The organism is Flavobacteriales bacterium (assembly GCA_020435415.1).
Taxonomy (GTDB): domain Bacteria; phylum Bacteroidota; class Bacteroidia; order JACJYZ01; family JACJYZ01; genus JACJYZ01.
The window spans coordinates 1-26,740 of the sequence record JAGQZQ010000042.1 but is presented as its reverse complement, the minus strand read 5'-3'; the positions used below and the strand labels follow the sequence as shown (position 1 = coordinate 26,740).

Below are 26,740 nucleotides of genomic sequence, written 5' to 3'. Positions count from 1 at the left end.
GGATGATGATGAAAAGAAACACGTAATCGCGCAAAAAACGCAAAATGACCCTCTGACCCAGCAGCTTATTAACGGGTATCATGCCAATAGCCAGGTACACATCGCCGATCCTAAAAACCCCGGAACACTTCAGCAGGAAAGCTTTGGATATGAAACAATTTGGGCAACCTCTGCCCAATCTCCTTCAAGAGTCAAGGATAACCAAACTGACCTGGCCCTGGTCACTGAAAAACCTCACTATGTTTCCCGGGAAGAATTAGATACCACCAAACCCAATTATGACCAGCTTCTGGCGATCAAAAAAGTGGATGATTCTTTGGAAGATCTGACCCAGGACAAGAACTGGCTGGCCAACCCACAAATCGCCACTGCGGATGCCACAGTTGAACAACCAACCGACAACCTTGTTGCCTCCCATGACAAACAAGCCGGACTCGTTGCTGAAGATGCAACCGGTGAGGTAACAAAAGAGGAAATAAAAACGGATAAAAACACAGCCGTATCCTCATCAATGACAACAGGAAGCATGCTGATGGCCAGGGTAATGTTTGACTTTGATGGTAGAACCTTAAGACAGGAAAGCCGTCAGAACCTGGACAAGGTCGCAGAGGCCATCAAAAACATGGAGGGTGTTACGGTAAATATTGCCGGATTTACCTGTTCACGAGGGAATGAAGAATACAATGAACGTTTGTCCATGGCAAGATCGGAATCTGTTAAAAACTACCTGATATCCAAAGGGATTTCCGCGAACAAGATCATCACAGCGGCAAAAGGGGAAGACAATCCTTTCAAAAGCAACGACTCCGAAGAATCCATGTCTTACAACCGACGTGCGGAAATCAAGGTGAATAAAAAACTTGATAACTGGACGGTAATTGAGGATCAACACCACGGCCAACTAGCCGATGCAGCAACCACATCTGCCAGCCAGCAAACGGCTACTATAGGTTCATCATCAGATCATGTTGATGAAGCAATGGTATGTACAAGTGTAGATAATCGAATTCCATCCGGAAAGAATACCTCCTTCGACTCGGAAACGGGCAAGTTATATTGCTTCACACGCATTAAGAACCTGAACGGGACCATTCATCATAAATGGTACCTGGGCGATCGTCTCATGGCAGATGTAGAGCTGGAGGTTAAAGGCGGAAGCTGGAGGACGTGGAGTTCCAAAAACATTACGGCTAATATGAAAGGCGAATGGCATGTCGAAATCACCAACACCGAAGGTGAAACCATTCACAAGGAAAGCTTCTCCATACAATAGTATTTTTTTCTTTCCGGTCAACAACACTTGCCTCATCAGTTCGTATTAGTAAGGATGATCGTCCGGATGCATAGCCGTATGTACAAAACTTTGCTATTCATAGCCCTGCTTGCCAGTAAATCATTTGCACAAGTTACCGGAAACATATCCACATTTACTGACGGGTGGACAACTTATACATATGATTTTCCGGGAAGGCCAGCTAATTGTGACTCTGTTCTATATCCTTTGAATTGCAGGCCTCAGAAGATGGATTCGAACCCGGTAATTTCCGTAAATGCAACATTAGGCGTTTGCGGCAATGGTCAAAAGACCGCCTCCGGAGGTCCAAGGTTCTCCTGGATGACTTCCGGATTCATGGATCCCAATACGGATGACCGTTTACCTGTTTGCCCTCCTGGATCTGGGCCCTACTCCCTTCGAATTGGGAACCAGGAAGCTGGTTATCAGGCAGAATGCGCTGAAAAGATCTTATCGATTGATAGTTCGGCATCCTACATAGACATTCAATACGCTGTGGTTATGGAAATGCCAGAAGGTCATCGTCCGGCACAACATGGCCACTTCCAGATAGTAGCTTTCGATGATGCCGAAAAGGAGATTCCCGGAGTATCTCTGGTGATTAATGGGAATGACCTAAAGGAACAGGGCTTTCTCGAAAGTCAGCATTCTGCATGTGGAAAAGCCTGGTTCCGGTTCTGGACACACCATACGATGGATTTGCGTGCTTATGCTGGACAACGGGTACATTTGCAATTCTGCACGGCCGATTGTGCCCTGGGAAGTCATTTCACCTACGCCTATATTCAATACGGTTTACGTGGTGTTGAAAGCATTCAGGACGAAGTACCCGTTTCCATGTTGTATGTCCCCAACGCCTTCACACCCAACGGTGATGGCAAGAATGAAGTCTTCGGCGTCGAAGGCAAGAACATTCGCACATTTGAGCTTTACATTTTCGATAAATGGGGTCACCTCGTATTTGAGACCAACCGCATTGATTCCAGATGGGGAGGGTACCTTATGAATGGTGACGAAGCGCCCGCAAGCAACTATCTATGGATGATCAAGGCCACCGGAGATGATGGAAAGGATTATAAGATCACCGGCGAACTGGTTCTTCTACGAAGTAAAGATCATTGAATTACTTGGCAGTACTAACAGATACCGAAGGCACGATCGAGGATATATAGTCACCCAAGGCACTGGTTGTTAATGGGTCTTTTTCATTCAGATCCGGTGTCATTTTACCTTCTCCCAGTGCCCGTTCGACTGCAAGCCTCACAGCCTGAGCTTCATTGGTCATCTGAAACGCCTCCTCCAGCAACTTAGCGACTGAAAGTATGGTTGCCACTGGATTCGCAATATTCTTTCCGGCTGCCTGCGGAAACGAACCATGAATGGGCTCAAAAACGGATGTTTTCTCCCCGATCGATGCAGAGGGTAACAGACCAAGGGAACCAGTGATTACGGATGCCTCATCGGTTAAAATATCCCCGAACATATTCTCGGTTACAATAACGTCAAAACGCTTAGGATTTACGATCAGATCCATGGCGGCGCTATCTACGAATTGGTGACTCAATTCCACATCCGGGTATTCCTGACCCAACTCCTGCATAGTTTCTCGCCATAGTCTGCTTGTTTCAAGAACATTAGCCTTATCCACAGAACATAAACGCCCTTTACGGGATCTTGCCATCTCAAACGCAAGACGACCAATACGGGTCACCTCTTCTTTGGAGTATACACACGTATCAAAAGCTACAGTCCCATTGTCTCTTCTGCCTCTGGGCTCTCCAAAATAGATACCTCCGGTAAGTTCTCTCACAACTACAAAATCAGCACCCTGTATACGGTCATTCTTTAAAGGAGAGCGATCCAGGAGTTTATCAAATGTGGCAACCGGTCGGATATTGGCATACAAACCCAAGCCTTTACGCAGTGCTAAAAGACCCTGTTCCGGCCTAACCTTGGCCTTCGGATCATTGTCATACTTCGGATGACCGATTGCCCCAAACAATACTGCATCAGCATCCATGCAACACTTGAGGGTCTCTTCGGGTAGTGCCGCACCGGTTTTGTCGATGGCCGCTGCACCGATCAATGCTTCTTCATAGGTGAAGCTGTGGCCGAATGTTTCTTCCACAGCTTTCAGAACTTTCAGGCCCTGATCAACAACTTCCGGTCCGATGCCATCCCCAGGCAATACCGCAATCTTCTTATGCATGTGTTCTTGAATTTTCAAATGATTTTATTTCATCCCTTATGCTCAGCAGGAAATCGATGTCGTCAAACCCATTGATCAGACAGTGTTTTTTGTATGGGTTTATGTCAAATGTTTCCTTGCCTCCGGTCCCTTTGATGGATATGGTTTGATCTTCCAAATTAACTTCCAACTGTGCAGAAGCATCTGCTTGTATAACACTAAACATTTTACGCAGAAAATCAGGACTAACCTGAACAGGAAGGAGGCCATTATTCAATGCGTTGTTCTTAAAGATATCCGCAAAGAAACTGGAAACCACAACGGAAATTCCAAAGTCACTGATTGCCCATGCTGCATGCTCCCTGCTTGAACCGCATCCGAAATTCTTACCAGCCACCAGGATTTTTGCACCCACGTGCTCAGGTTTGTTTAGTACGAAATCAGGCCGGGGAGCACCTTCGGCGGTAAACCGCCAATCGCGGAATAAGTTTTCACCAAACCCTTCACGGGTGGTGGCTTTCAAGAACCTGGCAGGTATGATCTGGTCTGTGTCAACGTCTTCGACATTCAGTGGGACACAGGTAGATACTAGGGTTGTGAATTTTTTCATGCGAAATGGTTAAAGGACGTTCCTGTGATCGGCTATCTTACCGGTAATCGCAACAGCCGCAACGGTTAATGGACTTGCAAGTAACGTTCTTGCGCCCGGGCCCTGACGTCCCTCGAAGTTGCGGTTGGATGTGGATACACAGTACTCACCTGCGGGTACCTTATCTTCGTTCATCCCAAGGCATGCACTACAACCTGGTTCCCGAAGGCTGAAACCGGCATCCTCCAATATCTTATCCAGACCTTCTTCTTTTGCTTGTTTCTCTACATGTTTTGAACCCGGAACGATCAGCGCATGCACATTGGGTGCTTTCTTCTTTCCTTTGACCGCTTCAGCAAAAAGTCTGAGGTCTTCCATTCTGGCATTGGTACAACTTCCAAGAAAAACGTAGTTAACAGGCTTTCCCTGTAGTCTTTCCCCGGGATGGAAACCCATGTATTGCAACGACTTGTTATAGGACTCGGGGCTGGACCCGGGAGCCAGATCCTGAACCGATGGTATGGATGCATTCACACCGATGCCCATGCCGGGATTCGTTCCGAACGTGATCATCGGCTCAATATCCTGTGCATCAAAACGATGGATGATATCAAAAGCATCGTCACTATCCGAACGAAGTTGTCTCCATGTCTCAATGGCTGCTTCAAGTGCTTCACCCTTAGGCGCAAATGGTCTGTTCCGGATATAATCAAAAGTAATTTCATCCGGAGCGATCAGACCTCCTCTTGCGCCCATTTCAATACTCATATTACAAATGGTCATGCGGGATTCCATAGAAAGTGACCCAATGGCCGAACCGGCGTACTCCACAAAATAACCTGTACCTCCACTAGAGGATATCTTGGATATTACGTACAGGATCACGTCTTTAGCGGTCACCCCCCTTCCCAAAGTACCATTCACCTCAATTTTCATGGTTTTAGGTTTGGTCTGAAGAATACACTGAGTAGCCATGACTTGCTCAACCTCACTGGTTCCGATCCCAAAAGCAATACTTCCGAAAGCACCGTGGGTAGATGTATGACTGTCCCCACAAACCATCGTCATTCCAGGTAATGTATAACCCAGTTCCGGACCAATGACGTGAACGATACCCTGGTTCGGGTGACCAAGCCCAAACAACTCAACACCAAACTTGCTACAGTTCTCCGTCAATTTCTCAACCTGCTGCCGGGATAGTGCTTCTTTAATGGGGAGATGTTGATCAATGGTGGGTACATTATGATCGGCTGTTGCCAGTGTTTGCTGTGGTCTGAACACCCCGATTCCTCTTTTCTCCAATCCGGCGAATGCCTGCGGACTGGTTACTTCATGGATATAGTGACGGTCGATGTAAAGCACCTGAGGGCCATTGTCGATCTTTTTCACCACATGCCCATCCCATATCTTGTCGAAAAGGGTTTTTGAACTCACAAAAAATACGTTTAGGGTTAAAGTTAATATATCACGACGAATAGAAGTCGCTATGTTGTCAGATTCTATGCGGAGATCATCAGCTTATCCAACAGATCTTTCAAAGCATCATCTCTCACGACTTTTAATTCATCTGCCAGTTTCAGGAACTCTGCATAGGCATGATCCAATTGGGCTTTATCCAATTCATACCCAAGACTTTTGGCCCTGAAAACAAGGGCTGCACGACCGCTGCGCGCAGTAAGCACGATGGAGGATTCCGCCACACCCACATCAGCGGGGTCTATGATCTCATAGTTCTCGCGGTTCTTGATCACCCCATCCTGGTGAATACCCGATGAGTGTGCAAATGCATTGGCACCAACGATGGCCTTGTTCGGTTGGACAGGCATACGCATCAGGGAAGAGACCATCTGGCTTGTGCCGAAAATCTTCTTGCTGTTAATGTTGGTCTCATAACCGAGGGAGGCATGACTCTTCAGGATCATCACCACCTCCTCCAGAGAGGTATTACCGGCACGTTCTCCGCAACCGTTAATGGTACATTCCACTTGTCGGGCGCCGTTCTGAATACCCGCTATGGAGTTAGAAGTAGCGAGGCCAAGATCGTTGTGACAGTGAGTGGAAATGGTTGCGAGATGAATGTTTGGAACATTCTCACGCAGGAAACGGATCTTGGCCCCGTATATTTCAGGCAGGCAATAACCGGTAGTATCCGGGATGTTAACTACGGTCGCACCTGCTTTAATAACCTGTTCAATGACACTGGCCAGAAACTCATTATCTGTCCGGCCTGCGTCTTCTGCATAAAACTCAATATCTTCCACGAACTGCTTTGCATATTTTACGGCTGCCACAGCTCTTTCCATGCATTGCTCACGGGTAATCCGTAATTTGGTAAATACGTGCAGATCACTTGTTCCAATGCCTGTATGAATACGAGGCTTTTTCGCATATTTCAGCGCTTCCACAGCACAATCAATATCCTTTTCAACAGCACGGGTAAGTGCACAGATCGTCGGTTCCTTTACCGCCTTGGAGATTTCTACGACCGACGTGAAATCACCAGGACTGGAGATAGGAAAGCCGGCCTCAATGATATCCACACCCAAAGCCTCCAGGGCTTTGGCTACGGTAACCTTTTCTTCTGTATTGAGCTGACAACCGGGAACCTGCTCCCCGTCACGAAGGGTCGTATCAAATATATCTACCTTTTCACTCATAACTTTATTCCAGATTTAGTACATAAATGGCTCTACTCCATTGAGTACTTAACAAAAGTATGGCGGACCTGTTCCAGCTTAAAACCTAATAAACCGCCTTTTACGATTTTCAAGAAACCACATCAACTATAAACATTCCTTTAACGATATGTATATTTGTTCTTTAAATTCCCATTTTTACGATGGCCAACACCAAATCAAATGCGCTCTTTAGCCTGATCCACTCCCTTAGTAAGAGCGAAAAGCGTCACTTCAAACTTTTTGCTTCAAAGTATGGAGACGCCAACGACATGAAGTTTGTTCGCTTGTTCGACCTGATCGAAAAGCAAAAGGAGTTTGATGAAGAACGCATATTGGAGAAGGACCCTTCTTTGAAGGCTGAGCAACTGTCCAACCTGAAGGCCCATCTTTACAACCATATTCTCCAGGTTCTTCGACAACTTCAAGCTGCAAAGGACATGGACATGACCATCCGTTCCTATATTGACAATGCGCAAATTCTATACAACAAATGCCTGTATGAACAATGCGAGAAGATGTTACGCAAGGCCAAGAAACTTGCCATTAAAAGCGAAAACCTCTCCCTTCTGCTTGATATTCTGAAATGGGAAAAAAACATCCTTACACACACCATCAAGACCGGAAGCCATAGACGGGTAAACAAGATCATCGAGGAAACCGACCAGGTAAATAAGCAGATCAGCCACATCAATGCCTACTCCAACCTCATCGCCAAACTGAATGCCTTTTATCAGAATATGGGGTTTATCAAAAATGAAAAGGATTACAAAAAGGCACATGACTACTTCTTCAAATACCTTCCCCAAACCAAAGAGGAAGACCTGGGATTTGATGAACAGATGTACCTTTTTAATGCATACATCGGATATTATTTCTTTATCCAGGACTTTGAGAATGCACTTGAATATGCGCTTAAGTGGGTTGCACTCTTTGACCAACAACCCGACATGATTCCGGTAAGACTTGAAATGTACATCAAAGGGCTTAATAGTCTGCTCATCGCTCAATGGAAACTGCTGAGGTATGATGCCTTCACTGAAACGCAGACACGTTTGAATGCACTAACATCGCAACCGGATATCACGATTACGGAGAACGTTCGCCTTATTCTGTTCAAGTATTACTATGCCCATGAAATTAACAGGCGATTTATGCTGGGAGATTTCAGCGGTGGCATCCGTATGATCAAGGATATGGATATGGACATCAATCAATTTATTGATCGCCTTGACAACCATTACCGGATCATTTTTTACTACAAGATTTCTTGTCTTTACTTCGGGGACAGCCAGTTTCATGATGCAGTTCGCTGGCTGCACAAGATCATTAACCTAAAGGATGTGGATCTGAGAGAAGACATTCACAGTTTTGCCCGGATCATGAACCTGATCAGTCATTATGAGATTGGCAACACAGACCTGATCGAGTATTACATTAAATCATTGTATCATTTCCTGCTCAAGAAAGAAGATCTTCATCAGTACCAGAAAAGCATTCTGTCATTCCTGAAAGCCCTCACACGCTATCCTGATGAAACGGAATTGCTTGAGGAGTTCCGCAAATTAAGGGAACGCCTCATCCCCCTTACCCGCACCACCTATGAAAAAAGAGCTTTTATCTACTTCGATATTATTTCCTGGCTGGATTCCAAACTGGATAGCAACGGACGAACCGTGCAGACTATTATCCGGCAAAAGGCAGCTAAACGAATAGGAAAGCAATACCCAAAAGAGTTGTTGGCCGACTAGCGATCTTGATGACACAACAAAAAGAAAGCCCCCTGGGTTGCAGGGGGCCGGCTCACTTCAAGTTGGTTACAATTGACGCTTAAAAGGAGGTAATCTATTTTGTTGCTTCATGGGAATAATGCAATCCGGTCGATTGGTTACACGTTTTTTTGAAGTTTTTTTTCGGATACCACTCTTTTGCATGTAAAACACTGACATAAAGTTATTTAAAAATACATCCGGATTTGTGTCAAACGAACCCGCCTGTACTTTTCTTTATAATCCGCGATAATGTTAGGGTGGTATAAATTCAAAGCCCTCCGTTTGGGGCGGAGGGCTTTGGCTCACTTCAAGTTGGTTACAATTGCAGTTGACGCTAAATAGGAAGTAATTTTGTAACGCTCTTGCCTCCATAATGCAGATTACCGCATTGGTTACACCTTTTCGAGAAGACATTTTGGAGTTTTTTATCAAAAATCAATTAATGCGCTGATTTTCAGATAAATAATTTTCAATAAAAACTTATTCTGTCCTGTAAAGAAGGTGTTTGGACGGGATATTAAAGGGATTCGGATTTGAATCAAGTCAATAGTTTATTGGTAGCTTCTGCATACCCACCGAAATTAAAACTCTGAATACGATGTTCCAGTAGATTCCGGATTTTTTCGATACCGGGTTGACCAATGCTGCCCAGGTGGGTGTGGTTTACTTTTTTAATCGGAGCATATTTACCGGATGCGATGTCTTCTCCGACTTTGCGGTATGCATCGCGAAAAGGAACGCCTTCCAAAACGAGTCGGTTCACCTCTTCCACGCTAAAAATATAGCGGTATCTCTCGTCCTCCAAAAGGTCCATTCCCACTTTAATATGCTCCAGCATGAACGACGCCATCGATAGGCAGTCCCTCAATTGATGCATTGCGGGGAACATATTTTCTTTCAGCAATTGCATTTCACGGTGATAGCCACTTGGCAGATTGGCCATAATCAAATCTATCTCGTTGGGCAATGCCTTTAACTGATTACAGCGTCCTCGCATGATCTCCCAGACATCCGGATTCTTTTTATGCGGCATAATGCTGGAACCGGTGGTCAACTCATCAGGAAAAGAAACAAATCCGAAATTCTGACTCATAAACATGCACAGATCCATGGCCATGCGACCTAATGTAGATGCCACGCATGACATCGCCATCGCTGTTACCTTCTCTGCCTTTCCCCTTCCCATCTGCGCATATACTGCATTAATATTAGGGCCCTCAAAACCCAACAACTCTGTGGTCATTTCCCGATCCAACGGAAACGATGAACCATAACCTGCAGCCGACCCCAAAGGATTTCGGTTCACAATCCTGAAAGCACCCTCCATCATATGAAGGTCATCAACTAACCCTTCCGCGTAAGCGCCGAACCACAAGCCAAATGAAGAGGGCATAGCCACCTGCATATGGGTATATCCGGGGAGTAGTTTATCCTTATGCAATTCACCAAGATCCAGCAATTCCGATGCGAGTTTCCGGGTGGATTCTACCATTAACCTGATCTGATCCCGCAGATACAACTTCAGATCCACAAGAACCTGATCATTCCGGGAACGGCCACTGTGTATTTTTTTTCCTACATCCCCCAGACGTTCCGTAAGTAAGCTCTCCACCTGGGAATGCACATCCTCCACCCCTTCACCTATTTTAAAATTCCCTTTTTCAATATCGCGGTAGATGTCAATTAAAGCAGCATTCAGCGCCTTCCATTCACCCGTTTCAAGCAGACCGATCTTAACCAGCATGCGTATGTGGGCAAGTGAACCCAATACGTCATAGGGCGCAAGTTCCATGTCCAGTTCACGATCGCGTCCTACCGTAAATCGGTCCACACGTTGATTTACATCGGTTCCTTTATCCCAGATTTTAGCCATCAGATAATTATCTTATCAAGCATTCGAATATACAAATCAATCCCCTCGCGAATCTCCTCGGGTTTAATGTACTCGTCTGCAGTATGGGACCGTGCAGAGTCACCAGGGCCGCATTTCAGTGATGGAACATCGATGATGGCCTGGTCAGAGGTCGTTGGAGAACCGTATGTTTTTCTACCCAGGTTTATGCCTGCCTGCACGATGGGATGATCTTCCGGAATACTGGAAGAGTTTAAACGAACCGACCTTGGGATCACCTCACTTTTAACATGGGCCAGGATGGTATCCAGTATCTCCTGATTCCGATATTGTTCCGTGATTCGCACATCCACGGTAAATTCGCACCGATCCGGAACCACATTGTGTTGTGATCCTGAATGAATGATGGTGGTTGTCATTTTGATCGGTCCAAGAGAAGGTGAAACCCTGGGAAAGGAATAGGTCCGGAACCACTCTATGTCTTTCAATGCAATGTAGATCGCGTTCTCACCTTCTTCTCTCGCTGCATGTCCTGACTTACCATGTGCCACACAGTCCAGAACCATTAACCCTTTTTCGGCGATGGCCAGGTGCATCTGAGTAGGTTCACCTATGATCGCAAAATCAATGGGGCCAAGCTCGGGGAAAACGCATTCCAGTCCGTTGTGTCCTGATATCTCTTCCTCTGCAGTAGCCGCTACAACGAGGTTATATTTTAAATCCTCCCGTTCAAAATAATATCGAAAAGCAGCGATCAGCGACACCAGGCAGCCTCCGGCATCGTTACTACCCAGCCCGAATAGCTTACCGTCATTTTCCACCGGTGTAAACGGGTCCATGGTATAACCCGCATTGGGTTTGACGGTGTCATGATGTGAATTGAGCAGGATGGTGGGTTTGGCAGGATCAAAGTGCCGGTTATAAGCCCATACGTTGTAACCTTTGGTATGGATTTCCATTCCGTTGTCCTTAAAAAAAGTGGCCAGACGCTCGGCCGTTCCCGCTTCTTCTTTGCTCAGCGATTTGATGCTGATGAGATCCTTCAGAAGACCAATGGCGTCCTGTGCTAATGTATTTTGATTCATGTCCTAATTTGGAACATCTCTTTTCATTCTTTGATGAGACGCGTTCCGCTTTTTTTATTTGCTATATCCGTTGCCAGACCTATTACGACCTGACTTACCCCTTGATCGATGGCCGCAAAGGCATTGTCCAGTTTGGGAATCATTCCCCCGCTGATCGTACCGTCCTGCTTCCAATCGGCGTATTGTTCTTTCGTAATAACCGGGATGATTGAACGGTCATCATTCACATCCTTCAGTACTCCGGCTTTTTCAAAGCCGTAAACAAGATCAACTTTATATTTATTTGCCATGGCAACAGCCACAGACGAAGCAATGGTATCTGCATTGGTATTCAGCATTTGTCCATTGCCGTCATGTGTAAGTGGGGCACAAACCGGAATGATGCCATTGGTCAAGAGCAGATGTACGAGTTGTTCATTCACCTGGTCAACATCACCCACAAAACCGTAGTCTATTTTTGCAACCGGTCTTTTGTGTGCCTTAATTAAATTTCCATCCGCACCGGTCAGGCCAAGCGCATTGCATCCGAGTTTTTGTAACCCACCAACGAGGGCTTTGTTTACCCAGCCACCATAAACTTGAATAACCACATCCAGCATGGCCTGGTCTGTCAGTCTCCGGCCATCCACCATCGTCACCTTGATGCCCTGCTGTTCGGCTATCCTTGTCGCCATTTTACCTCCACCATGAATAAGAATGCGTGGCCCTTCAAGCGATGCAAACACCTTCAGAAATGTTTCCAGCTGGCGTTCGTCATCCAACACATGGCCACCGATCTTTATAACCGTGAGCCTTTCCATCAGAAATTGTGTTCAAGTATTCGGCGCAACACAGCCTGGGCTGCAAATACGCGGTTCCCAGCCTGTTGGATCACCGCCGATTTCGTCCCGTCAATCACCGCATCCGCAACAATCATGTTCCGGCGCACCGGCAGACAATGCATAAACCAGGCATCGCGGGTTAAGTTCATTTTTTCCGGGGTTACCGTCCACGACAGATCGGTAGAAAGTATTTTGCCATATTGTTCGTATGAAGACCAGTTCTTTGCATAAATAAAGTCGGCTCCTTCGAATGCCTTGTTCTGATCATGGGTCACCGTTGCATTGCCAACATACATGGAATCCAGATCATATCCTTCCGGATGTGTGATCACCAGGTCTACATCTGCGCGATTCATCCACTGTGCAAAGGAATTGGGTACCGCCTGTAGCAAGGCCCGCGGGTGCGGCGCCCAGGTAAGCACCACTTTGGGTCGTGCAGCGGACTTCAGTTCCTCTATCGTTGCCCAATCGGCCAGGGATTGCAATGGGTGAAGGGTGGCTGATTCAAGACTGATCACCGGTACGCCGCAAAAATCCATGAACTTATGCAGGATGGTTTCAGCATAATCTTCTTCCCTGTTTTCCAGTTTTCCGAATGTCCGGATACCAACAATGTTGCAATACTGACCGATCACGGCGGCTGCTTCCCGAACATGTTCGGCCGACTGTCCATTCATCACCACGCCATCTTCGGTTTCAAGTGCCCAGCCTTCCTGACCGATATTCATCACGATCACATTCATACCCAGGTTAAGTGCCGCTTTTTGCGTACTCATTCGCGTACGAAGGCTCGGATTAAGAAAGATCAGGCCGAGGGTGAGATCCTCACCGAACCGGCGGTCGGCCAAAGGTTCTTTTTTTATTCTGAGGGCATCCCGGACCAGGCCTGCGGGATCATCCACATCATCTATGCTGGTAAAATGCTTCATGTCGTAGCGGTGGTTTTAGCCATGACGGATTTGAATGCACTGATAAACTGATCGGCCTCGGCCAGACCAAGATTCAATGAAGGTAATATGCGAATGGTGTTTTTATCCGATGAAGAGCCCGTAAACATGTGGTGGTTGAACAGCAATTGCTTACGAACATCCGCACAGGGAATCTCAAGCTCCAGCCCCATCATGAGCCCTTTCCCAAGAACTTGCTTCACCCCTGAAACACCTGCCAATGCTTTGCGAAGATAGTCGCCGGTTTCCTTAGCCTTTGCTACCAGATTTTCTTTCTCGATGACTTCCAGAACGGCAAGGGCGGCAGCGCAAGCAAGGTGATTCCCTCCGAACGTTGTGCCGAGCATTCCGTGTTTTGCTTCAAAGATGGAGGAGATCAGCACTCCCCCGATCGGAAATCCATTTCCCATCCCTTTGGCCATGGTAATCAGATCCGGCTTTATTCCACTGTACTGAAATGCAAAGAAATTTCCACTGCGTCCATAGCCGGATTGGATTTCATCCAGGATCAGGATCGTACCCGTTTCGTCACACGCTTTCCGCAAAAACTGCAGGAAAGAATCCGTTGGAGATTTCGCGCCGCCCACACCCTGGATGCCTTCTATTATCACCGCAGTAACATCTTTATTCTTCAGCGCTTCACCGGCCGCTTTCTCATCATTCAAAGGAATGATCTGAACCTCATGTGAAGCATTGACCGGCGCAACGATTGACGGATTATCAGTGGCAGCCACGGCTAGCGAAGTTCTTCCATGGAAACCACTTCCTAAAGCCAAGACCTTTTTTCTCTTGTTATGAAATGATGCCAATTTCAAGGCATTCTCATTCGCCTCGGCGCCGGAGTTGCATAGGAACAAGCTGTATTCATCACAACCGGAAAGCCGGCCCAATTGTGCAGCCAACGCTTCCTGAAGTGGGTTCTGAACGGAATTGGAATAGAAAGCCAATTTATCCAGCTGATCCTTTATCCTTTTTACATAGTGTGGATGTGCATGACCAATGGAGATCACCGCATGCCCTCCGTACAGGTCCAGATAGGGGGTTCCGTTGGCATCCCAGACCTGAGAACCTTGCCCTTTGACCAACTCAATACCAAAAAGTGGATAAACGTCGAATAATTTCATGGTAGATAAAACTAAAAAGCAGATGGTTTAAGATATAGTCCGGCGCGTTCATCAAGCCCAAACATGATGTTCATATTTTGCACAGCCTGACCTGACGCCCCTTTGATGAGGTTGTCGATCATGGAGATGATCATGAGCCGGTCTTGATGTTTTTCAAGATAGATGATACACTTATTGGTATTCACCACCTGTTTCAGATCCGGGTTGCGATCGGTCACATGAACGAAAGGGTGGTCTTTGTAAAAGGCGGAATAACATTCCCGGGCCTGTTCCAGACTTAATTCACTGCGGGTGTAAGCGGTGGCAATGATCCCCCGGGTAAAATCACCGCGATACGGAATAAATGCAATGTCCCGACTCCAGGAACCCTGAAGTTGGCTCAGGCTTTGGTTGATCTCCCCGAGATGTTGATGGGTAAACGCTTTGTAAACAGACAGGTTATTGTTGCGCCAGCTGAAGTGTGAGGTTGACGACAGTTTTTGTCCGGCCCCGGTGGAACCTGTAATGGCGCTGATATGAATGGTGTCGGTAAGTCCATGATTCGCAGCAAGAGGAAGAATGCCCAATTGGATACAAGTGGCAAAACAACCCGGATTGGCCACATGCTGTGTATTCTTGATTCGATCACGGTTAAGCTCGGGTAGTCCGTAAACAAAGCCGGTTTGACCTTCTTTATGCAAACGAAAATCCTGGCTCAGGTCTATGACATGGATATGATCCGGTTGAGGATTTTGCTCCAGGAAAACGGAGGCCTCACCATGACCCACGCACAAAAAAAGCACATGGATATCGGTACCAAGGCGATCGGTAAAGATTATCTCGGTATCTCCCAGAAGGTCGGTATGCGCATGATGAACCGGTGAACCGGCATGACTCTTACTATGAACAAATACGATCTCTGCGTTCGGATGTCCGAGCAGGATGCGAATGAGTTCTCCTCCCGTATACCCGGCACCGCCAACAATGCCAACCCTAACCTTTTCCATGCAGCGATTCCTCCTGTTGTTGACTCACGTGACGATAAATCATATTTTGAATGGACGCTACCTTGGCGAAGCCTTTCACATCCTCGCCTGACCAACTGTTGTTCATTTCCCCGTAGGAGGCAAAAGAATTGGACATCAGGTCATATGCCGAATGTATGCCAAGCACATAAAAACGGTAGGGCATGAGTTGTACCTTTACCGTACCCGTAACATGCGACTGGCTGCTTTGCAGGAACGCCTCTATGTCGCGCATGGCGGGTTCCATAAAATGTCCTTCATGCAATAATGTACCATACCATTGGGCCTGACTTTCCTTTAATTGAAGTTGCCATTTGGTCAGGACATGTTTCTCCAACGTATGATGTGCTTTGATGATGATCAGAGGAGCGGCGGCTTCAAACCCAACCCGACCCTTAATACCGATGATGGTATCACCCACGTGAATATCGCGACCTATACCATAGGGCCCCGCCAGTGCCTGGATGGCCTGAATGGCCTCCACGGGCGAAGCATATTCTTTTCCGTTGACCCCAATGGGTTCCCCTTTGATAAACTCAATTTCCAGAACCTCTTCACCTTTCATTGAAACCTGCGTAGGGAAGGCCTCCTCCGGAAGGTATTGATCTGAAGTCAGCGTTTCTTTTCCGCCAACCGATGTACCCCAGATTCCTTTGTTCACAGAATAAAGAGATTTCGCCCAATCCCTTTCCACTCCATGACTTTTGAGGTAGGTGATCTCCTCCTCCCTGGACAATTTGTGATCGCGAATCGGGGTGATGATCTCAGCGTTGGGGCACATGATCCCAAAGATCATATCAAAACGAACCTGGTCGTTACCGGCTCCTGTGCTCCCGTGTGCGATGTATTTCGCACCCACTCCGGCAGCATATTTGGCGATGGCCATCGCCTGAAATACGCGCTCTGCACTTACGGAAAGCGGGTAGGTATTATTCTTTAGTACATTCCCGAAGATCAGGTAGCGAATGCATTTGTCGTAATATTCCCCGGTAGCATCGATACTTTCATGATGCGCCACACCCAGGGCATATGCCTTCTTCTCTATCTCGGCAAGCTCATTCTTGTCAAACCCACCGGTATTTACCAACACCGAATGAACCTCCAGACCAAGGTCCTTGGACAGGTGCATGGCGCAATAAGTTGTGTCAAGTCCGCCACTAAAGGCTAGTACGGCAATGTTTTTCATTTAGTGTGAAGTTTTTGGCGAAGGCATTTGCAAGGTACGCATGCCTGTGAATTTACGGGTTAGAATGTGTTGTTTGAAGCGAAGCCATCGTTGGTACACCTTAAGATTCCGGCGAACATTGCGCCTGGTGGTCACCTGAACCTCAGGCTTGGTTACTTTGACCTCAGGCTTGGGGTTGTAGAGCATACCGGTACAAAGACAGTGTTTACGACCTGTCCGGGTGAGTATATCATAGTTTACACAGCTCTGACAACCCTTCCAGAAATCCTCATCCGTGGTTAATTCAGAAAAGGTAACAGGGCGATATCCAAGATCAGAGTTGATCTTCATGACGGCCAGACTGGTGGTTAATCCAAAAAGCTTGGCATCCGGGTACTTTTTTCTGGAAAGTTCGAATGCTTTTTGCTTGATCATTTTTGCAAGGCCATGTTGGCGATGTTCCGGCTTAACGATCAATCCGGAATTGGCTACATATTGTCCGTGACCCCAGGTCTCGATGTAACAGAAACCGGCGAACTGCTTATCCGGGGTCAATGCAATGATCGCCTTTCCTTCTTCCATCTTCTTAACGATGTATTCAGGAGAACGTTTGGCAATACCGGTTCCTCTGATCTTGGCGCTTTCTTCCATTTCTTTGCAGATAGCCTCAGCAAAAGCGGTGTGTTGGCTGCCTGCAACTAATATCATGAATTTCATTTCCCCTGTTGTTCGTTGTGCCTGAAACAGCTAACGCCGGTCAAGCGGTTGATAAGAACTTTACGTTCTGTTGTTAAAATGTGGATTGTTTTAGGAGAACAGGCACCGCATAGGCGCCCAAAAAGCATCATACCCCGAAGGGGGGCCTCATCCTCCTTACCGGTGTATATACCGGTTGGCAGCCTGGAACGAGGGTGAACTCAACAGGAGAAACGAACAAATATGTATGACTGCCTGACATTACAATTACAAATGTATAAAAATCATATCAATGCAAGCAATAATGAAAATTATTTTTTGGATGCATCGTGGGTATCCGATTTCCTTTCTTCCTTCTTTTTAAGGTATACCCTGGAAAGATCAAAGATTCTGAGTGGATTCAGGTGTAAATCATTCACGTCCGATTGTAACAACACAAAATTCTCCTCATACCATAACGGAATGGCGGGCAAATCATCCAGAAATATCTCTTCGGCCTTTGAGAAAAGGACATTTCTTTCTGATGGATCAGGGTGAGACATAGCCTGATCAAACAAGGTGTCATAAGCGGCATTCTGATATCTGAAGGTATTCGGAAATGAAGGCGCGTCCTTATCTTCCGGAACGGTCTTGCCGTAGAATAAGAAAAGGAATGCTTCCGGGCTCGGATAATCCGCAATCCATCCGGACCGGAAGATATCACCCCTTCCGTATTTTTCATCTTCAAACTTTTTCGGAAACGGCACCACTTCCCACTCGACCTGGAGGTTCAGATCTGTTTCCAACTGCTTGACTATCTCAAATGCAACCAGCGCATGTCTCGCTCCGCCACTATTCAGTTCCAGTTTTAACTTCGGCGTTCCTTTACCTCCCGGGTAGCCGGCTTGTGCCAGTAATTGTCTCGCCGTATCAGGATTATATGTAATTCCCTTGAACCGTGAAATATCATATCCTGGAATGTTAGGGGGTGTCATTCCATTCGTGGCTGGTCCCCAGGCCTGGTCCATGAGAACTTCCTTTACGACTTTCTCTTTGTTGATGGCATACGCAATGGCCTTCCTTACTTTCTTGTTGGCGAGGAAAGGATTATTCAGGTTGAGTGAGTAGTATTGTGTCACATAGTTGGGGACGCTTTGCAGCACGTATTTCGGCGGATTACCCTGAAATGCATTTACATCCGATTGCACAAGGTCCTTTACGCTTTTAGCTGGAAGCTCAAAGGCCATGTCAAGGTGTTCACCCATGAATTCGCTAAGCTCTCCCTCTTTGGTGGTCAGAAAATAAACGACAACAGAATCCAGAAAAGGCAACTGGTTTCCCAGGCTGTCTTTCTTGTAGTAGTGATCGTTTTTCACCATAAAAATCTTTCGGGGAAACTCTTCCTCTTTTGCAAACCTGAACGGACCTGACCCCACTTTGGCCTCATCTCCATACTTTTCGATGGCTTCCTTTGCAACGATATAGGCGCCCGGCTGGGTAAGCATATAAAGAAAATTGGGTACCCGTTTTGTAAGGGTGATTCGTATCTGATAGTCATCAATAACCTCAATACCGTCAAAAGCAACTTCGGCACTGTCCTTGGTGAATGATTCATGGAACGCATCGGCCCCACGTACCTTGCCTTTGAGAATCTGAGAAAAGTACCCGTTTGTTTTGCCAGGTGTGGCCAGCCTCTTAAAAGAATACCAGACATCCGATGCTTTCACATTCCTGCCTTTACCTCCTTCAAAACAGGGATTATCATGGAAAAACACATCTTTTCTCAGGTGGAAGGTATAAACCATTCCGTCTTCACTCGTACTCCAGCTTTCGGCAATACCCGGTTCAAGTTCCAATGTTACAGGATGAATACTCACCAGGCCGTCGTAAATCTGACGGGCAACAATGATGCTGCTGACCGTATTCATCCCGAGCGTATTCCATGTATCAAACTGTTCTGTCATGTTAAACCGAAATGTACCGCCATACTTCTTGTTTCCGGCGGCGGCACTTTCACTTTCGGAGGTAGATTCCGGGGTATTACAGGATGCAGCAATTATGGCTATAACTGCCAGCGGTAGGTAGATGCTTCTTTTCATAAGTTCTCCTTTAACGATCGGAATTGAATCAGGTTACCCGTAAAACTCGCGTTAGGGGACCTAATGCCGTAACCATAATAGTTTCAAGGTAGCAGTTTTATGTATGCGAAAAAAATACCATCACCCTTAGCCGTGATTTTGCACAAAATCAAAACGAAAAGCTTACCTTTGTTAAATCCTGCTTACGCATAAGTTCCTCAATATTGCGGGCTTGGTTCAGACGAAAGATATTTTGAATTCTTGAAATAAGGTTTTAATATTGCGATGCAAAAGTGAAGGGTAAGTCACATTTTGCGTGGGTAATTTAAAACTCCCATCAGTTAAAAACTGATTTTACAGATAATGAAAAGGTCGCTTTTTGGTATTGCAGTATTGACCGGTTTGTCGCTTCATTCCCTGGCTGGAGTCATTGTACTTACAGGTAGTTATCAGGGAAAGAACCTCTATGTACAAAATCCCTTTGCCGGTTCGGGAATTGGTTTCTGTGCATTTGAAGTGACGGTAAATGGGGAAATATCCACCGCCGAGATCAACGCCAGTGCATTTGAAATTGACTTTGCGGATTTTCAGTTGGAACTGGGAGCACCCGTAGAAGTTAAGATTAAACACAAGGACGATTGCAAACCGAAAGTGCTGAATCCGGAAGTATTGAAACCCCGTAGTACTTTCGAAATTATTTCCATCAAAGTAGATGGCAGTGGCCAGGAAGGTACCTTGAAATGGCAAACCAAAAATGAATCCGGGTCCCTGCCTTATGTTATCGAACAGTTCAAGTGGAACAAGTGGGTTCGTATCGGCGAGGTGGATGGTAAAGGTTCTGCACAGGTCAACGAATACGAATTCCCTATCACACCTCATTCAGGCGTTAACAAATTCAGGGTTCAGCAAACTGATTTCAGCGGAAGACCCCGGTACTCAACTACTGCAAACTATCGCTCAACAGTTGCTGAGGTGATCTTTACACCGGTTAAGGTTAGGGATATCATCACCTTCACCGGAGAAACGATGTACGAGATTTATGACAGCTTCGGAAATATCGTGAAGAAGGGCAAAGGAACCTCTGTCGATGTGAATAACCTGGAGAAAGGTTTATACTATATCAACTACGACAACACAACAGGGGAGTTCCTTAAAAAGTAAGCCCCGCATTTCTTATCATAATTCTGAAAAAGCAGACCGATGGGTCTGCTTTTTTTTCGCACATGAAGAAGATAGAACACCTGGGAATAGCCGTATCCAACCTGGAAGCCGCCGGCGAAACATTCCGAAAACTTTTGGGCAAAGCCTCTTACAAGGAGGAAAAAGTGGAACGTGAAGGTGTAACAACCTTGTTCTTTCAATTAGGGTCCAACAAGATCGAATTACTGGAAGCAAGTTCACAAGAAAGCACCATCGCCAAATTCATTGCCAGGCGTGGAGAAGGCATGCATCACGTAGCGTTTGACGTGGATGACATTCAAGCCGAGATGGCACGCCTTCAAGATGAAGGCTTTGAGTTGCTCCACAGCCAGCCACTCGCTGGTGCAGATAATAAACTGATCTGCTTTATTCATCCCAAATGCACTCATGGGGTCCTGGTTGAACTATGTCAGGAAATACATTCCTGATCTCACCAACCGGAAAAAATTTCGGTGATTTCCTGCCCCTTTTCCAAATGGTAACCCATCAAACCCGCATGGCGTGCTCCGACAACATGTTGTATTGAGTCATCTATAAACAATGTCTCTTCTTTATTAAGCCCGTGGCTATCAACGATCAGGTCAAATACCTCCCGATCGGGTTTCCTCATGCCAATGAGACTGGAATAGTATTCCTTCTCAAAAATATGAGACAGATCCCTTCTTCCGAATGCCGCATCAAACATCATCCGGCAACCCTCCAGGTGAATCTCGTTGGTATTGCTCAGCAGAAACAAACGATACCGCGTCTTCATCTCTTGAAGTAAATGAATCCGGGTCATAGGTAATTCCAGCAACATGGCATTCCACGCATCTATGATCTGCCGGTCAGTCCAGTCACCATTAAATACCTCGCGAACCTCCCTGGCAAAACCTTCGCTGTTCAATTCGCCCCTTTCCAGCCGGTCAAACAAATCACTTTGACTTGCCTGTGAATACACATCGTCAAATGTTGCGGCACCAAGTCGTTTAAAGGCATCCGCGGTCAGGTGGTAGTCTATATGCAAAATTACACCGCCAAGATCGAAGATGATGTTCCTGACCTCGGAAGCATCCGGCAGTTGGTTTTCCATTATGATGGTATCGTTATTCAATATCAAACCGGTAAATAAAGCAACGCTCGTTCTTGTTGTTGGGGTTCATCCAATGCAGGGTCCGGTCCAGTAAGCTGGGTTCTATGACCGCCACCTGCTTCATCGACGGAAAGTACTTTCTGAAGTTTTCGATGCGCACATCCAGGTCCTGCTCTTCCATGAACAGAACATAATTAGGCCACCTGTCACTTTCCAATGTATCCAGACGATTGCGCAATGCTTCCGCGGAATAAGACGACGTCACATAAAAATAGCTCACCCAATGCTGGAGATAATACAGGGGAGGCATGAGGTAGTCATTCTTATGGCTGCTTTCCACGACAAAATTCTGAAAGTCTTCCTGTCCGGATAAAAAGACCATGGATTCCACTCTGGACCGTTTGGAATAAGCGGGCGTAATCACGATCAAAAGAATGGTATTGATCACCCAGAATATCTGCCAACCCACTCTCCTGACTCTGGTAAATGTGCCATTCATTTGCCACGATCTTAAACCTATGATCCCTGCCATAATGAGGAAGGGCAGAACAGGAAGGATAAAACGTTCCTGTTTGTTGGGGAAATAAGAATGGAAGAGTAAAAAGACCAAAGAAGGAACCACCAGCATCGCATTAACTTTCCATGACCTGATAAAACCTGCAAAAAGAAATATACTCAACGGAGGAAGAAGAATCCCTCCCAGGAATAACAGGTACATATACCATTCCTGGGTCAGGTAGGTATAGGCATGCTCGATGTTGTACCGGATATACTCCTGGACTTCGGCAAAGGGTCGTCCCCAAATGAACAGGTCACCGATCTGTGTAACGGCGAAAGAAACCGCCAATGTCAGCGTGAATATCAATCCCGGAATGATCTGCTTCCTGCCCAGAAACACCAAGCCTATCCCCCCGATGAACATGACACATTGAAGGCGAAAACCCATGGCCAGACCTGCCATGACTCCTGCAAGGGCAAAATCTTTCAATGCCGGTAATGGCCTTCTGGTGAGAAACCAGGTGGCTGCCATCAGCGGTGGTATGCAGGTAAACTCCACCAGGTTCCGGACGCTAAGGTTTGGCATGACCCAGAACAAAGCCAGAACCAGACCCACCTGTTTGGCCGTTTTTGTATCCGTCAGGTTCCGGGTGATCTTATACCCGAACAATATGATCAGGAGGGAATAGGCAGCATGCAGCAACCGTACGATGAACATGTTGGCCTTTGGTGTGAGAAAGGAGAACATATCAAGAAATGAAAACAGGGCATAGTGAAGTCCTACATAAAACAAACTATGTCCACCGGGATTCTGATTCGGCCGGTTCTCCGGAAGCCAGTTGTTGTAGTCGTAGTCGTCCACCCAGCTTTGTGCAGCCTCAATGATCAGAAAATGATCGTCGTGCATGCCATAACCCTGGGAAAAAATGGCAGCGATCAATCTGAATAGCCCACCTACCATCATTACAAAAGCCAGTGGATGGCTTTCTGCATATCTTTGAATCCGGCGAATCATCACGGTGCGAAATTAATCAAGATATTTATATGGAATTTCCGGCCACCCGGACCTGGTATAGACCGGCAGTATAGGCCCGGGCCTTTCCGGTACTTTAGTCTATGCATAGCGACTTCACCCATCTTACGAAACACACTAAAAGATATTGATTACCTTGTTGGCTTAACTTTAACCAAAAGCAATGGCCAGTCAGGAAGAAATGGATTTTACATACACCTATATCGACGAGATCTTTCGTTTGAGTATGGGTGAAACCGGCGACTACAGCGGTGCAATGTACAACGGTGATTTTTCCATGACACTGGAAGAAGCGCAGGAACAGAAGCACAAGTTTATCGCCGACAGTCTGAACATCACAAAAGACAGCCGTGTACTGGACATGTGCTGCGGCTGGGGACCCTTTCTGAATTACCTGAAAACAAAACGCGGCGTGAATGGCATAGGTGTTACCTTATCCCAAGGCCAGGCGGATGCGTGCGTAAAAAATGGTTTTGATGTAAGCGTGATGGACTGCCGGGACATCACCCCTCAAACGTTTAACGGAACGTTTGACGCCATTACCTGTATCGGTGGCATGGAACACCTGTGTTCAGTGGATGATTTTGTCCAGGGCAAACAGGACGAACGCTATGCCGGTATTTTTAAACAAATTCACAGCCTCCTGAATCCCGGAGGGAGGTTCTATATGCAAACCATGGTATTCAGCAAGAACATGGTGAAGTTTGAAGATGTGAGTGTGGATGCGCCCAAAGGATCCAACGAATACATGATGGGATTGATGGTGGACCAGTTTCCGGGATCGTGGTTGCCATATGGCTACAAGCAGGTGGAAGAAAATGCGAAACCGCTTTTCAAGCTGATCTCTGAAAGCAGCGGACGCCTGGACTACATCGAAACCATCGGACAATGGCGGAAGAAGTTCCGGAAATTCGGTTTAAGAAAGTACATGGTGTATGGTAAACTCATCCCACACTATCTCACAAGCCGGGAATTCCGCCTGCGCGTTGCCACCTTCCGTGAAAGCCCCAACAGGGTATGTTTTGAGCGTGAGGTAATGGACCACCACAGGTTGGTGTTTGAAAGGATCGACTAAAAGATCTCAAGTCACTACACCAAAGCCCTCGCTTTCACTTCCAGGTATTTGTTCACAGCATCCACAGTGAGGTGTTCCGGAGTGGTCAGAAGATGATGGATACCATGCCGTTCCAGTTCACGTGCAATGAGTTCCTTCTCAAAACCGAATTTCATCGCCATGGTCTTCACGTAAACATCTTCGGTGTTCCGGACTTCCAGATGATTGAGTTGCGATAATTCCGTATTCCTGAAGAATACCACAATCAATAAATGGTGTTTGGCAATTCTCTTCAGATAGGGCAAGGCCCGCTCCAATCCATAGATACTTTCAAAGTTGGTATAGAATAACACCATGCTCCGCTGACGGACCACCCTGGACAGGTGAAAGTAAAGGCGTTCGTAATCGGATTCGGCAAAGTCAGTTGACACATGGTAAAGGAAGTCCATGATCTTATGCATCTGGGTAGCCCTCCTGCTGGCTTGAAGCGTTGAATAAATCTTATCGCTGAATGTGACCAAACCGGCATTGTCTCCTTTGCGAATGGCCACATTCAACAGCACCAGCGTGGAATTGATCGCATGATCCAGGAGGGTCAGTCCGTTGAAGGGCATCTTCATAATACGACCGGTGTTTATCACCGAAAAGATGTGCTGTGAACGTTCATCCATGAACTGATTCACCATCAGTTCCTCCTGCATCTTTGCCGTAGCCATCCAGTTCAATGTGCGAACATCATCCCCCGGCACATACTGCCTGATCTGATCGAATTCATAGCTGTGGCCAACCTTTCGGATTCTTTTTACTCCGTGCTCTGTCAACCGGTTTGATATGGCCAGAAATTCGAATTTCCGAAGTTGAATAAAACTGGGATAGACCGGCACCATGGCCGGTTCACCAATGATGAAACGCCTTTGAAAAAATCCCAGTTGCGTGGATGCAAAAAAGTTCAGCCGACCGAAATGGTACTGGCCGCGCTCCAATGGACGTATCTGATATTGTATCGTTGCCGGGACACCGGGCAAGACCTTTGCATGGTACCTGCTGTTTCTCAATTGAAGTTGAAATGGCAGTTCGTCAATCAGGGTCATACTGATCTGAAAGGCATAGGTACTGCGGTAATGAACATACACATCGTTCATATCACCCAAAGAGCACTTCTCAGGAAGGTCTCTGGCCCCTTCTACCCTTCCCGGCGTTGCATACAGCATGAGCAGGTCAAGAACCAGCATTGCCAGAAAGAAGTACAGGGTGATCTGGGCGATAGGGTAGATCACCTGAAAAAAATGTGAGATCACCAGGAATGCGCTTATCGCACCAACCGTGATCAACATCCGGCTATTCAGGTATAGCGACTTCAGCAGTTTCACTAACGGGGTACTTCCACCTTACTCAACAACTGTCCTAGAATTTCATTGGCTGTTCTGCCTTCCATCTCCTTTTCAGGGGTAAGACTGATGCGATGGACCATGACAGGAACCGCAACTTCACGGATATCCTCCGGCGTTACAAAATCACGACCCCTGATGGCTGCCAATGCCTTTGATGCTTCCAGTACGGCAATGGATGCCCTCGGAGAAGCGCCAATGTAAAGTGAACTGTTGTTTCTTGTTTCCAACACCAGCGCCGCGATGTAGTGGAGGAGGTCATCCTTTACCGTAACCTTGTCGATGGTATTTTTGTAGGTCTCCAGTTCCTGCCTGCTAAGCACGGCCCTGATGTCATGGAAATGAGTTGAATGGCCGCGTTGATGATGCCTTAACAACATCTCCTTCTCCTGATCCAGGCCGGGATACATCACGTTTATCTTGAACATGAATCGATCCAGTTGTGCTTCCGGTAACCGATAGGTTCCCTCATGGTCCACCGGATTTTGGGTGGCCACGATCATAAAGGGGCGTTCCAGTGGATATGTTTTTCCGTCAACGGTAACCTGACGTTCTTCCATACATTCGAACAAAGCCGCCTGCGTCTTTGCCGGTGCCCTGTTTATTTCATCAATGAGAATGATGTTGGAGAAGATCGGTCCTTTCTTGAACTCAAAGTTCCCGGATTGGAAGACGAGGGTACCGATCACATCTGAAGGCATGAGGTCCGGTGTAAACTGTATCCTGGAAAAGCCTGCATCCACCGTTCGTGCCAGGAGTTTTGAGACCAGTGTTTTTGCTACACCGGGCATACCTTCCAGAAGCACGTGCCCGTCGGACATCAATGCCACGATCAGTTTATCAATGAGGTCCTCCTGCCCTACGATAATCTTTCCGATCTCATTCCTGATCTTATTTACGGAAGCTTCCAGACCGGAGAGGTCAATCCGTGATGCATATTCGGTTCCTTGTGGTTTTTCCTCTTCAATCATTTCAGGTGTGTTTTTATTTCAACAACATCAAACAGCTTATCATATGCAAGCAAGTCCTTATCGGAAACGCTTGTCCGGTTGCGTAGTTCATCCAGCCCTGCCAGAAAGTTCCCGGCCACTTCCGAAGTAACATCGGTGAGCGTGGCAATCCTTTTACAAAACTCCTCCCCCTTGCCCTGCGGTTCCAGTCCATACCTGCGGCGAATGTATGACAATATGATGTTCGCACGGTTAAGCAAAAGTTCACGATGATTG

Annotated in this window: 23 protein-coding genes and 1 pseudogene; 6 read left to right on the top strand and 18 right to left on the bottom strand. The window is 46.6% G+C overall.

Annotated features, from left to right (window positions below):
- Together KDD36_08495 and KDD36_08490 are read left to right on the top strand one after the other, a co-directional pair.
- Positions 1 to 1,273, top strand: a 1,273-nt coding sequence (locus KDD36_08495; protein ID MCB0396677.1) for a DUF2914 domain-containing protein, incomplete at its 5' end; no start/stop codon positions are given.
- Positions 1,274 to 1,351: 78 nt separating this feature from the next.
- Positions 1,352 to 2,416: a gliding motility-associated C-terminal domain-containing protein gene (locus tag KDD36_08490; protein MCB0396676.1), complete on the top strand. Its 1,065-nt coding sequence runs from the start codon at positions 1,352 to 1,354 to the stop codon at positions 2,414 to 2,416.
- A gap of 1 nt (position 2,417) precedes the next feature.
- Here KDD36_08490 and leuB read toward each other — a convergent pair whose 3' ends face one another.
- From leuB to KDD36_08470, 4 genes are all read right to left on the bottom strand, one after another.
- Complete coding sequence (gene leuB, locus KDD36_08485) at positions 2,418 to 3,503, bottom strand: 3-isopropylmalate dehydrogenase (GenBank protein ID MCB0396675.1); 1,086 nt, start codon at positions 3,501 to 3,503, stop codon at positions 2,418 to 2,420.
- Positions 3,496 to 4,092 carry a 3-isopropylmalate dehydratase small subunit gene (gene leuD, locus KDD36_08480; GenBank protein ID MCB0396674.1) on the bottom strand — a complete coding sequence of 199 codons (597 nt, stop codon included), beginning with the start codon at positions 4,090 to 4,092 and terminating at the stop codon, positions 3,496 to 3,498. The genes leuB and leuD overlap by 8 nt, the downstream gene beginning before the upstream one ends.
- 9 nt (positions 4,093 to 4,101) lie before the next feature.
- Positions 4,102 to 5,505, bottom strand: a complete 1,404-nt coding sequence (gene leuC / locus KDD36_08475; protein ID MCB0396673.1) for a 3-isopropylmalate dehydratase large subunit — start codon at positions 5,503 to 5,505, stop codon at positions 4,102 to 4,104.
- A gap of 65 nt (positions 5,506 to 5,570) precedes the next feature.
- A complete protein-coding gene (locus KDD36_08470; GenBank protein ID MCB0396672.1) occupies positions 5,571 to 6,728 on the bottom strand; it encodes a 2-isopropylmalate synthase in 1,158 nt (385 codons plus the stop codon).
- Positions 6,729 to 6,910: 182 nt separating this feature from the next.
- On the opposite strand from KDD36_08470, the gene KDD36_08465 reads away from it, so the two are divergent.
- The gene (locus tag KDD36_08465; GenBank protein ID MCB0396671.1) at positions 6,911 to 8,497 is read left to right on the top strand and encodes a hypothetical protein; all 1,587 of its coding nucleotides are present in this window, start codon (positions 6,911 to 6,913) and stop codon (positions 8,495 to 8,497) included.
- A gap of 559 nt (positions 8,498 to 9,056) precedes the next feature.
- On the opposite strand, the gene argH is transcribed toward KDD36_08465, so the two are convergent.
- From argH to KDD36_08420, 9 genes and pseudogenes are all read right to left on the bottom strand, one after another.
- Positions 9,057 to 10,391, bottom strand: coding sequence for an argininosuccinate lyase (gene argH / locus KDD36_08460; GenBank protein MCB0396670.1), 1,335 nt, complete (start codon positions 10,389 to 10,391; stop codon positions 9,057 to 9,059).
- Positions 10,391 to 11,455 (bottom strand): M20 family metallo-hydrolase, encoded by a 1,065-nt coding sequence (locus KDD36_08455; GenBank protein MCB0396669.1) that lies wholly within the window; start codon positions 11,453 to 11,455, stop codon positions 10,391 to 10,393. Before KDD36_08455 ends, argH begins: the two co-directional genes overlap by 1 nt.
- A gap of 23 nt (positions 11,456 to 11,478) precedes the next feature.
- On the bottom strand, positions 11,479 to 12,255 hold the full coding sequence (gene argB, locus KDD36_08450; GenBank protein MCB0396668.1) for an acetylglutamate kinase: 777 nt from the start codon (positions 12,253 to 12,255) through the stop codon (positions 11,479 to 11,481).
- The gene (locus KDD36_08445; protein MCB0396667.1) at positions 12,255 to 13,205 is read right to left on the bottom strand and encodes an N-acetylornithine carbamoyltransferase; all 951 of its coding nucleotides are present in this window, start codon (positions 13,203 to 13,205) and stop codon (positions 12,255 to 12,257) included. The genes argB and KDD36_08445 overlap by 1 nt, the downstream gene beginning before the upstream one ends.
- Positions 13,202 to 14,347: an aminotransferase class III-fold pyridoxal phosphate-dependent enzyme gene (locus KDD36_08440; GenBank protein ID MCB0396666.1), complete on the bottom strand. Its 1,146-nt coding sequence runs from the start codon at positions 14,345 to 14,347 to the stop codon at positions 13,202 to 13,204. Before KDD36_08440 ends, KDD36_08445 begins: the two co-directional genes overlap by 4 nt.
- A gap of 11 nt (positions 14,348 to 14,358) precedes the next feature.
- Positions 14,359 to 15,333 carry an N-acetyl-gamma-glutamyl-phosphate reductase gene (locus KDD36_08435; GenBank protein ID MCB0396665.1) on the bottom strand — a complete coding sequence of 325 codons (975 nt, stop codon included), beginning with the start codon at positions 15,331 to 15,333 and terminating at the stop codon, positions 14,359 to 14,361.
- Positions 15,320 to 16,537: an argininosuccinate synthase gene (argG, locus tag KDD36_08430; GenBank protein ID MCB0396664.1), complete on the bottom strand. Its 1,218-nt coding sequence runs from the start codon at positions 16,535 to 16,537 to the stop codon at positions 15,320 to 15,322. The genes KDD36_08435 and argG overlap by 14 nt, the downstream gene beginning before the upstream one ends.
- 168 nt (positions 16,538 to 16,705) lie before the next feature.
- Positions 16,706 to 17,224: pseudogene (locus KDD36_08425) on the bottom strand (GNAT family N-acetyltransferase).
- 299 nt (positions 17,225 to 17,523) lie between these two features.
- Complete coding sequence (locus KDD36_08420; protein MCB0396663.1) at positions 17,524 to 19,290, bottom strand: peptide ABC transporter substrate-binding protein; 1,767 nt, start codon at positions 19,288 to 19,290, stop codon at positions 17,524 to 17,526.
- A gap of 342 nt (positions 19,291 to 19,632) precedes the next feature.
- Here KDD36_08420 and KDD36_08415 point away from each other — a divergent pair, with 342 nt between their 5' ends.
- Together KDD36_08415 and mce are read left to right on the top strand one after the other, a co-directional pair.
- Complete coding sequence (locus KDD36_08415) at positions 19,633 to 20,430, top strand: hypothetical protein (GenBank protein ID MCB0396662.1); 798 nt, start codon at positions 19,633 to 19,635, stop codon at positions 20,428 to 20,430.
- A 62-nt stretch (positions 20,431 to 20,492) separates the two neighbouring features.
- Positions 20,493 to 20,897: a methylmalonyl-CoA epimerase gene (gene mce / locus KDD36_08410; GenBank protein MCB0396661.1), complete on the top strand. Its 405-nt coding sequence runs from the start codon at positions 20,493 to 20,495 to the stop codon at positions 20,895 to 20,897.
- A 2-nt stretch (positions 20,898 to 20,899) separates the two neighbouring features.
- Here the strand turns inward: mce and KDD36_08405 are convergent, their stop codons facing one another.
- On the bottom strand, positions 20,900 to 21,541 hold the full coding sequence (locus tag KDD36_08405; protein ID MCB0396660.1) for an HAD family phosphatase: 642 nt from the start codon (positions 21,539 to 21,541) through the stop codon (positions 20,900 to 20,902).
- Between the two features lie 13 nt (positions 21,542 to 21,554).
- Positions 21,555 to 23,054 (bottom strand): glycosyltransferase family 39 protein, encoded by a 1,500-nt coding sequence (locus KDD36_08400; protein ID MCB0396659.1) that lies wholly within the window; start codon positions 23,052 to 23,054, stop codon positions 21,555 to 21,557.
- Positions 23,055 to 23,235: 181 nt separating this feature from the next.
- On the opposite strand from KDD36_08400, the gene KDD36_08395 reads away from it, so the two are divergent.
- Positions 23,236 to 24,147, top strand: coding sequence for a class I SAM-dependent methyltransferase (locus KDD36_08395; protein ID MCB0396658.1), 912 nt, complete (start codon positions 23,236 to 23,238; stop codon positions 24,145 to 24,147).
- Between the two features lie 14 nt (positions 24,148 to 24,161).
- Here KDD36_08395 and KDD36_08390 read toward each other — a convergent pair whose 3' ends face one another.
- From KDD36_08390 to KDD36_08380, 3 genes are all read right to left on the bottom strand, one after another.
- Positions 24,162 to 25,496, bottom strand: coding sequence for a DUF58 domain-containing protein (locus KDD36_08390; protein ID MCB0396657.1), 1,335 nt, complete (start codon positions 25,494 to 25,496; stop codon positions 24,162 to 24,164).
- Positions 25,496 to 26,485, bottom strand: a complete 990-nt coding sequence (locus KDD36_08385; GenBank protein MCB0396656.1) for a MoxR family ATPase — start codon at positions 26,483 to 26,485, stop codon at positions 25,496 to 25,498. Before KDD36_08385 ends, KDD36_08390 begins: the two co-directional genes overlap by 1 nt.
- Positions 26,482 to 26,740 (bottom strand): hypothetical protein (locus tag KDD36_08380; protein ID MCB0396655.1); only part of this gene is annotated, 259 nt, incomplete at its 5' end. The genes KDD36_08380 and KDD36_08385, both read right to left, overlap by 4 nt.